The organism is Streptomyces sp. P17 (assembly GCF_032436805.1).
In the GTDB taxonomy this organism is placed as follows: Bacteria; Actinomycetota; Actinomycetes; order Streptomycetales; family Streptomycetaceae; genus Streptomyces.
The window spans coordinates 159093-168087 of sequence record NZ_JAVRBF010000008.1; the positions used below are offsets into that span (position 1 = coordinate 159093).

At 71.8% G+C, this 8995-nt stretch carries 9 protein-coding genes and 1 pseudogene; 5 read left to right on the plus strand and 5 right to left on the minus strand.

Annotated features, from left to right (window positions below; all coding sequences use genetic code 11):
* Positions 1-13 precede the first annotated feature (13 nt).
* From RMT89_RS07560 to RMT89_RS07575, 4 genes are read left to right on the plus strand one after another with little or no spacing between them, the layout of a single operon-like run.
* Positions 14-1081, plus strand: a complete 1068-nt coding sequence (locus RMT89_RS07560; RefSeq protein WP_315883140.1) for a glucose-1-phosphate thymidylyltransferase — start codon at positions 14-16, stop codon at positions 1079-1081.
* Positions 1078-2058 (plus strand): dTDP-glucose 4,6-dehydratase, encoded by a 981-nt coding sequence (rfbB, locus tag RMT89_RS07565; protein WP_315883141.1) that lies wholly within the window; start codon positions 1078-1080, stop codon positions 2056-2058. The genes RMT89_RS07560 and rfbB overlap by 4 nt, the downstream gene beginning before the upstream one ends.
* Complete coding sequence (gene rfbD / locus RMT89_RS07570; RefSeq protein WP_315883142.1) at positions 2055-2918, plus strand: dTDP-4-dehydrorhamnose reductase; 864 nt, start codon at positions 2055-2057, stop codon at positions 2916-2918. The genes rfbB and rfbD overlap by 4 nt, the downstream gene beginning before the upstream one ends.
* Positions 2915-3715 carry a class I SAM-dependent methyltransferase gene (locus tag RMT89_RS07575; RefSeq protein WP_315883143.1) on the plus strand — a complete coding sequence of 267 codons (801 nt, stop codon included), beginning with the start codon at positions 2915-2917 and terminating at the stop codon, positions 3713-3715. The genes rfbD and RMT89_RS07575 overlap by 4 nt, the downstream gene beginning before the upstream one ends.
* On the opposite strand, the gene RMT89_RS45895 is transcribed toward RMT89_RS07575, so the two are convergent.
* The 4 genes and pseudogenes from RMT89_RS45895 to RMT89_RS07590 form a co-directional block, all read right to left on the minus strand.
* A complete protein-coding gene (locus RMT89_RS45895) occupies positions 3716-4027 on the minus strand; it encodes a methyltransferase (protein ID WP_399497726.1) in 312 nt (103 codons plus the stop codon).
* Positions 3951-4364: pseudogene (locus tag RMT89_RS45900) on the minus strand (methyltransferase); the annotation flags it as partial. The gene RMT89_RS45895 and the pseudogene RMT89_RS45900, both read right to left, overlap by 77 nt.
* 194 nt (positions 4365-4558) lie before the next feature.
* Positions 4559-5155, minus strand: coding sequence for a dTDP-4-dehydrorhamnose 3,5-epimerase (gene rfbC, locus RMT89_RS07585; RefSeq protein ID WP_315883145.1), 597 nt, complete (start codon positions 5153-5155; stop codon positions 4559-4561).
* A gap of 4 nt (positions 5156-5159) precedes the next feature.
* Positions 5160-7085: a glycosyltransferase family 2 protein gene (locus RMT89_RS07590; RefSeq protein WP_315883146.1), complete on the minus strand. Its 1926-nt coding sequence runs from the start codon at positions 7083-7085 to the stop codon at positions 5160-5162.
* Between the two features lie 112 nt (positions 7086-7197).
* On the opposite strand from RMT89_RS07590, the gene RMT89_RS07595 reads away from it, so the two are divergent.
* Positions 7198-7692, plus strand: coding sequence for a metallophosphoesterase (locus RMT89_RS07595; protein WP_315883147.1), 495 nt, complete (start codon positions 7198-7200; stop codon positions 7690-7692).
* Positions 7693-7701: 9 nt separating this feature from the next.
* On the opposite strand, the gene RMT89_RS07600 is transcribed toward RMT89_RS07595, so the two are convergent.
* Positions 7702-8805 (minus strand): XdhC family protein, encoded by a 1104-nt coding sequence (locus tag RMT89_RS07600; RefSeq protein WP_315883148.1) that lies wholly within the window; start codon positions 8803-8805, stop codon positions 7702-7704.
* Positions 8806-8995 lie beyond the last annotated feature (190 nt).

An 8995-nucleotide genomic window follows, 5' to 3' on the forward strand; every position in this document is an offset into this window, starting at 1 on the left:
TATGGTGAACCAGATGAAGGCTCTCGTGCTGTCCGGTGGAGCCGGCACACGGCTGCGGCCGATCACTCACACATCGGCCAAACAGCTGGTACCGGTTGCGAACAAGGCTGTGCTGTTCTACGGGCTGGAATCCATCGCCGAAGCAGGCATCACCGATGTCGGCGTCATCGTCGGCGACACCGCCGCGGAGATCCAGGACGCGGTGGGCGACGGCTCGAAGTTCGGTCTGCAGATCACCTACATCCCCCAGGAACGCCCTCTGGGCCTGGCCCACGCGGTGATGATCGCGCGGGACTACCTCGGCGACGACGACTTCGTGATGTACCTCGGCGACAACTTCATCGTCGGCGGCATCAGCGGCCTCGTGGAGGAGTTCCGCAGCAATCGCCCCGACGCCCAGATCCTCCTCACCCGTGTCCCCGACCCGCGCGCCTTCGGCGTGGCCGAACTCGACGGCGCGGGACAGGTCGTGGGCCTGGAGGAGAAACCCGAGCACCCCAAGAGCGACCTCGCCCTGGTCGGCGTCTACCTCTTCACCCCCGCCATCCATGCGGCGGTGCGCGCCATCGAGCCGTCCTGGCGCGGCGAGTTGGAGATCACCCACGCCATCCAGCATCTGATCGACGCCCGCGCCGACGTCCGGTGCACCGTCATCAAGGGCTACTGGAAGGACACCGGGAACGTCGACGACATGCTGGAGGTCAACCGGACGGTCCTGGAAGGGCTCGACCGGCGGATCGACGGCCAGGTCGACGAACTGTCCGAGACGGTCGGCCGGGTGGTCGTCGAGGAGGGCGCCCGGATCGTCAACTCCCGCATCGTCGGCCCCGCCGTCATCGGCGCCGGATCGCTCGTCGACAACTCCTACGTCGGCCCGTTCACCTCCATCGCCGAGAACTGCCGGATCACCGACAGCGAGCTGGAGTTCTCCATCGTGCTGCGGGACTCCTCGATCGCCGGAGTGGGCCGTATCGAGTCCTCCCTGATCGGCCGGCACGCCGAGGTGACGCCGGCGCACCACGTCCCCAGTGCCCACCGTTTCGTCCTCGGCGACCACAGCAAGGTGCAGATCCACACATGAACCTCCTCGTCACCGGCGCCGCCGGGTTCATCGGTTCGGCCTACGTCCGCATGCTGCTCGCCTCCGACGCGCCCGACGCGCCGCAGATCACCGTGCTGGACAAGCTGACCTACGCCGGCAGCCTCGACAACCTCCCCCTCGACCATCCGCGCCTTGAGTTCGTCCAGGGCGACATCCGCGACGCCGAACTCGTCGGCAAGCTCACCGCCCAGGCCGACCAGGTGGTGCACTTCGCCGCGGAGTCCCATGTGGACCGCTCGATCACCGGGGCGTCCGACTTCGTCCTGACCAATGTCGTGGGCACCCAGACCCTCCTGGAGGGTGCCCTGCGCGGCGGTGTGTCGACCTTCGTGCACATCTCCACCGACGAGGTGTACGGCTCCGTCGACTCCGGCTCCTCCACCGAGGAGTACCTGCTGCGGCCCAGCTCGCCGTATTCCGCCTCCAAGGCCTCCTCCGACCTGCTCGCCCTGTCCTACCACCGCACCCACGGCCTGGACGTGCGGGTCACCCGCTGCTCCAACAACTACGGCCCGCGCCAGTTCCCCGAGAAGGTCATCCCGCTCTTCGTCACCCACCTCCTCGACGGCCATCAGGTCCCGCTCTACGGCGAGGGCCTCAACGTCCGCGACTGGCTGCACGTCGACGACCACTGCCTCGGCGTGGAACTCGTCCGCGCCCAGGGCCGCCCTGGCGAGATCTACAACATCGGCGGCGGCACCGAACTCAGCAACAAGGAGCTCACCGGACTGCTGCTGGAGGCGTGCGGGGCGGACTGGGACCGGGTGACGCACGTGGCGGACCGCAAGGGCCACGATCTGCGCTACTCCGTCGACTGGAGCAAGGCCCGCGAGGAACTCGGCTACCGGCCCCGGCACGACTTCCGCGCCGGGCTCGCCGAGACCGTCGACTGGTACCGCGCCCACCGGGCCTGGTGGGAACCGCTGAAGCGGCGGGCGGCCGAGGAGCACGGATGAGGTGGCTGGTCACCGGCGCGGGCGGAATGCTCGGCCACGACGTCGTCGCCGAACTCCGCGCGCGGGGCGCCGAGGTGACCGGCCTCGGCCACCACGCCCTGGACATCACCGAACCCGGCTCCCTGGAGCGGGCGTTCGCCGCGCACCGGCCGCAGACCGTCGTCAACTGCGCCGCCTACACGGCCGTGGACGACGCCGAGACCGACGAGGCGACCGCCCTGCGCGTCAACGGCGAAGGCCCGCGTCTGCTGGCCCGCGCCTGCGCCGCCCACGGCGCCCGGCTGATCCACGTCTCCACCGACTACGTCTTCTCCGGCAGCTCGCGCGCCACCCCGTACCCCGAGGACCATCCGCCCGGCCCGCGCACCGCCTACGGCCGCACCAAACTCGCCGGGGAGGAGGCCGTGCGCGAGGAACTCCCCGAGGCGAGCACGGTGGTGCGCACCGCCTGGCTCTACGGCGTCCGCGGCCCGAACTTCGTGCGGACGATGATCGGCCTGGAAGCGAGCCGCCCCACCGTCGACGTGGTCGACGACCAGCGCGGGCAGCCCACCTGGAGCGCCGATGTCGCGGCCCGTATCGCCGACCTCGGCCCGGACGTCAACGGCATTGTGCACGCCACCAATTCGGGCGAGGCGAGCTGGTACGAGCTGGCCCGTGAGGTGTTCCGGCTGCTCGGCGCCGACCCCGAGCGGGTGCGCCCCACCGACAGCGCGGCCTTCCCCCGGCCCGCGCCCCGCCCCCAGTACAGCGCCCTCGCGCACGGCCGCTGGCAGACGCTCGGCCTGCCGCCGCTGCGCGACTGGCGTACCGCCCTGCACGAGGCACTTCCCCGGATCCGCAAGGAGTCCCCTTCGTGAAACGCCATGAGTTCCTGAAGGAACTGCACAAGGTCACCGCCAACCGCAACTACCTGGAGATCGGCGTCAACGACGGTCGCAGCCTCAGACTGTCCCGGGTGCCGAGCATCGCGATCGACCCCGCGTTCAAGGTGGTCACGGAGATCCGCTGCGACGTCCATCTGGTGAAGGCCACCAGCGACGACTTCTTCGCCCGCGACAACCCCCTGGCCCACCTCAAGGGCGGCCGCCATCCCGTGCGCAACCTGCGCCGGGGCCGCAGCCCGGTCGGCCACTGGCGGCGCACCACCCTCGATCTGTCGTTCATCGACGGCATGCACCTGTTCGAGTACGCGCTGCGGGACTTCATCAACGTCGAGCAGCACTCCGACTGGGCCAGTGTGATCGTCTTCGACGACATGCTGCCGCGCAACATCGACGAGGCGGCCCGCGACCGCCACACCGGCGCCTGGACCGGCGACGTCTACAAGCTGAGTGAGATCCTCGCCCGCCACCGCCCCGACCTGGTCGCCGTCCTCGTCGACACCCAACCCACCGGACAGCTGGTGGTGTTCGGCGCCGACCCGCACAACACCGTGCTGCGGGACAAGTACGACGAGATCGTCGCCGAGTACGACGTGCCCGATCCGCAGAAGGTGCCCGAGTCGATCCTGGAGCGGACCGGAGCGGTACGCCCCGAGGCCCTGCTGGAGGCGCGCTTCTGGCGCCCCCTGGCCCGGGCCAGGAATCTCGGCGTCGCACGCTCCCGGGGCTGGCCACCGCTGCGGCGCCTCCTGGAAGACCTCACCGGCCGCTGATCAGCGGAGCACTGCTTCCAGCACCTGGAAGTGGGTGGGTGTCAGCGGCTCGCCCACGCGGGTCAGTTCGAGGCCTGCCGAGTCGAGCAGGGCGGCGTACTCCGCCTCGGTGCGTTCCCGGCCTCCGGCCATGACCAGCATGTTCAGATCGCTCAGGACAACGCTGAGCTCGGCCGCGGGGCCGTTCTCGCCCGGCAGGACCGGCTCGACGAGGAGCAGCTTTCGCGTGGTCGGGCATGGCCTCGCGGCAGCGTCGCAGGACGGTGCGCGCCAGGTCGTCGTCCCAGTCGTGGATGACGCTCTTGAGGACATACGCGTCGCCCCCGCCCGGTACGGAGGTGAAGAAGTCGCCCGTGGTGATCTCGCAGCGGTCGGCGACGCCGGCGTCCGCGAGCACCTTGGCGGCCTCCCGCACCCCGGTCGGCGTGTCGAAGAGGACGCCCCGGCTGTCGGGGTGCGCGGTCAGCAGGGCCCCGAGCAGGGTGCCGTTGCCGCCGCCGACATCCACGACGGTGGGGACGCCGGAGAAGTCGTAGCCGGCCGCCACCACGTCGGCCGCGCCCTGTGCCGTCTCCGCCATCGCCTTGTTGAACAGGGCGGACAGTTCCGGATCCCGGCCGATGGAGTCGAAGGCCGGCATGCCGAACACTGCCTCGAATCACGGGCCAGCGCGAAGAAGGGGTACGGGTCCTGCAGATGCGCGCCGAGGGGGTCGTACGACTCACCGATCGAGCTTGTCGTCGCGCCCGTCTCCTCACTGAGAAGGGGCCGTCACACCGCCACCGACGATGCCGCGCACCGGTCGCGGGAAGCTCGAACTCCGGTCAGGGGCCGGGCCGGTATCTAGCCGCCGCGCAGCGTCCGGTAGCGGGCGGCACAGTCCTCGTACGACGGCAGCAGCCCGGTGCGCAGCGCCTGGGCCAGGGTCGGCGCCTCGGCGTCCTTGGGGGACAGCACCGGCTCCACGCCCTCGGGCCAGGGCAGCGCCAGGTCCGGGTCGAGGGGGTGCACGCCGTGCTCCCGGTCCGGGGCATAGCCGGTGGAGCACAGGTAGATGACGGTGGCGTCGTCGGTGAGCGCCATGAAGGCGTGCCCGAGACCCTCGGCGAGGAACACCGCGTGCCGGGTGTCGTCGTCGAGCCGTACGGCCTCCCACTGACCGAACGCCGGGGAACCGGTGCGCAGATCGACCACCACGTCCAGGACGGCGCCCCGCACGCAGGTCACGTACTTGGCCTGACCGGGCGGCACATCGGAGAAGTGCACCCCGCGCACCACGCCCCGCCGGGAGACGGAGCAGTTGGCCTGGGCGAGGGTCAGGTCGTGGCCGGTGGCCTCGCGGAACTCCTCGCCCCGGTACCACTCGTGGAAGCTGCCCCGGTCGTCCGGGAAGACCTTGGGCTCCAGCACCCAGGCACCGTCGATCCCCAGTGAACGCACTCCGTCACCTCCGTGCGGCCCTGAGCCGGGCCTTCGCCTTGCGTACCAGCCGGCGCAGCACGCTGGGCCCCGGCGTGCGGCCCACCTGCACCCCGTGCGCTCCCGAGCGCAGCGCGAACGGCAGCGCCAGCGGCCGCTGTTCGGTGGCGTCCGGGACCGGGACCAGCGCGGTCCGCCAGGTCGTCCCGCCCATCACCAGTGCGGGCAGCGCGGCCGTCAGCAGCGCCCCGGATCCGCCGGGCGCCGGGGACAGCGTGCCGGCCGCGTCCAGTTCCCTGGCCCGCGCGGTCAGCCGCAGCAGCACGTCGGTGTCGCCCGGGACGTACAACGGCACCGGGGCGCTGAGCCGGTCGTGTGCGACGGCGATCTCCTCCAGCGCGATGCGCCCGAGCCCGAGGTTCCGGCTCGCGCGGTCGACGTCCAGGGCGAGCGTGAGGTGCCGGGCGGTCCAGTACGGCAGCACCACACGCCCGGCGACGACACCGGCGTGCGCCGTGGGGCGCTCGGCGCGCGGGGCAGGGGCGAGCCGGCACTCCTTGGTCCAGCCGCCCAGCTTCACCCGGACCACGGCGTCCCACAGCCCGCCGGCCAGGGGAGCGCCCCCGGCCGCCTGTGCCGGATCCACGGTGGCCGTGGCCCGCAGCACCAGCCGGAAGCGTCCCCTGTCCTCGGTCGGCACGGTCTCCCGGGTGAACTGCACCGGCTGGAAGTACTGGGCGGCATTGGAGCGCTGACGCAGCAGCAGATCCGCGGTCGCGGAGCCGAACCGGGCGACGGTGTCGGCGCCCACCCAGGCGATGGCCTCGGTGACGTCCTTCGGCGGGGCCTGCAGCGGATCGCCGCCACCGGTGGCACTGAACGTCAGCGGCGCCCCGCCGGAGTGGTACTCCGCGGCGAAGGACACCCGCAGGGTGCCGTCCTCCCACTCCAGTCCCTCCGGGACGGCCTTGAGGGCGATGCCCGCCTCCCACTCGGCGAACGCCTCCACATCGCCGAACCGGTCGGCGGCGATCAGCGCGGCCACCACCTGCTGGGTGGGCTGGAGACCGGCCGCCACACCGGGCCCGAACCGCTCGACGACGACGGAGTGGATCTCCCGGAACATCTCCTTGCGGTAGTCGGCGGGCATGGCCAGCAGCCGCTTGCCGCGCATCCGTTCGACCATCTCCACGCGCAGCCAGCGGCGGAACAGCCGGTCGCGCACCGGTCCCGGCTCGGTGTACCGCTCGACGACGTCCAGGGCCTCGCGCAGGTTCTTGAAGTAGCCGACCGGGTCGAAGCGCTGGAAGCCCGCGTTGGCGGCGTCGTCCCGGCGGACGTGGTAGTAGCAGACGTAGTCGCTGAGCACCGAGACGTTGTCCGCCCGCAGGAACGCCTCGGTGACGAAGACGTGGTCCTCAAGGCGGCGTTTGCCCTCCGGGAAGCGCAGGCCGATGCGGTCGAGGAAGGCGCGGCGGAACATCTTGTGCGGGGTGAGGCTGTCGATCAGCGGCGCGCTCTCCACGGTGGCCCGCGGATGGTTGCGGCGGAACAGCTCCACCGGCACCCCGCGGCCCTGACCGGCCATTTTTCCCACGACGACATCGGCGCCGTTCGCCACGCCGTAGTCGTACATCCGCTCAAGCGCCTCGTCGCCGAGGTGATCGTCGTTGTCCACGAACATCACGTACTCGCCGCGGGAGGCGGCGACGCCGACGTTGCGGGGCTTGCCCGACCAGCCGGAGTTCTCCTGGTGGATGACGGTCACCCGGGGCTCCTCGGCGGCGAGCTCGTCGAGCCGGCCGGGCGTGTCGTCGGTGGAGCCGTCGTCGACGAAGATCACTTCGTACTCGTCCGGGGGCAGGGACTGCCGCAGCAGCGAGGAGACACAGTCCTCGATGTACGCCCCCGGGTTGTACACGGGAACGATGACGCTGACCTTGACCGGCATCGCGCTCGAAGTCCCCTCGGGTCGTCGCCTGCCTTGTATGGGTCTCGCCCGATGCTAACCCGCTCCCCGTCGCTTGCCACCTCCGCCCGGGCCGGGGCCGTAGCCTGGCGGAGTGCGTCTGCTGCTGATGTCCGACACCCACCTCCCCAGGCGCGCCCGCGCACTTCCCGAACAGCTCCTCGCCGAACTCCCGGGCGCCGACGTGGTGATCCACGCCGGTGACTGGGTCGACACGGCCACCCTCGACCTGCTGGAGAGCCGCAGCCGCCGGCTGATCGGCGTGTACGGCAACAACGACGGCCCCGATCTGCGGGCCCGCCTCTCCGAAGTGGCCCGCGCGGACCTCGGCGGCCTGCGCTTCGGTGTGGTCCACGAGACGGGCCCGGCGGCGGGCCGCGAGATACGGTGCGCCGCGCGCTTCCCCGACCTGGACGTCCTGGTGTTCGGCCACAGCCACATCCCGTGGGACACCACCGCGCCGACCGGACTGCGCCTGCTCAATCCGGGCTCCCCGACCGACCGGCGCCGCCAGCCGCACTGCACCTACGTCACCGCCTCGGTCACCGACGGCAGCCTCACGGACGTGGAACTGCACCGCCTTCCATGACTTCATGCTTCACGCGCCCGGTGGATGGATGGCGCCGGCGGTCGCTGTCAGCGGGGCGCCGGTGCCGCCCCAGCGCAGGGCGACGATCTCGGCGGCGACCGACACGGCGACCTCCTCGGGCGTACGCGCCCCGAGGTCGAGCCCCACCGGAGAGCGCAGCCGGGACAGCTCGGCCCCGGTGAGCCCGGCCGCGGCCAGCCGTCGCATCCGGTCGTCATGGGTACGGCGGCTGCCCATCGCCCCGATGTACGCGGCCGGCCTGCGCAGGGCCTCCTCCAGCAGCGGTACGTCGAACTTCGGGTCGTGGGTGAGGACGCAGATCACCGTGCGCCCGTCGGTGTCGGTGCCGCTCAGATAGCGGTGCGGCCAGTCCACGACCACCTCGACGCCCTCCGGGAAGCGCTTGGGGGTGGCGAAGACCGGGCGGGCGTCGCACACGGTGACCCGGTAGCCGAGGAAGTCGCCGATCCGGGCGACGGCGGCCGCGTAGTCGATCGCGCCGAAGACCAGCATCCGCGGCGGCGGCGCGAAGGAGTGCAGGAAGACGGCGACGGCGTCCTCACGGCGCTCGCCGTGCGGCCCGTAGTGGCGCAGTTCCGTGACACCGAGGGCGAGTTCGCCGCGCGCGTCGGCGGTGACCGCCGCGTCCAGCCCCTCGGTCCCCAGCGTGCCGAGAACCCGGTCGGGCCAGACCGCGAGGGTCGCCCCGCGCGGTGCGGGCCCGTCGGCCACGGACGCCACGGTGACCGGTTCACCGGCGGCGACGGACTCCGCGACGGCGCCGAAGGACGGATCGTCGGCGGCCGTCACCGGCCGCACGAGGAGAGTGATCTCGCCACCGCAGGTCAGCCCCACGGCGAAGGCATCCTCGTCGCTGTACCCGAAGGTCTCCAGGCGTGCCTCGCCGCTCGCCACCACCTCCTGGGCCAGCTCGAACACCGCCCCCTCGACACAGCCACCCGACACACTCCCCACGACCTCGTCGCCCGGCCCCACGGCCATCACGGCCCCCGGATCACGCGGCGCGCTGCGGCTCGTCGCGACGACCGTGGCAAGCCCGAACGGCGATCCGGCCGCGTACCAGGCACCCAGCGCCGGGAGAACGTCACGCATCGTGGGCTCGTTTCACCACGGCCGCCGCGTGTTCCAGCGCCGCGGGCTGTGGCCTTGGGCGAGCGCGTCGGCACGCGGCAGCGGCCGGGGCCAGTCCGGCCGCGTACCAGGCTCCCAGCGCCGGGAGAACGTCACGCATCGTGGGCTCGTTTCACCACGGCCGCCGCGTGTTCCAGCGCCGCGGGCTGTG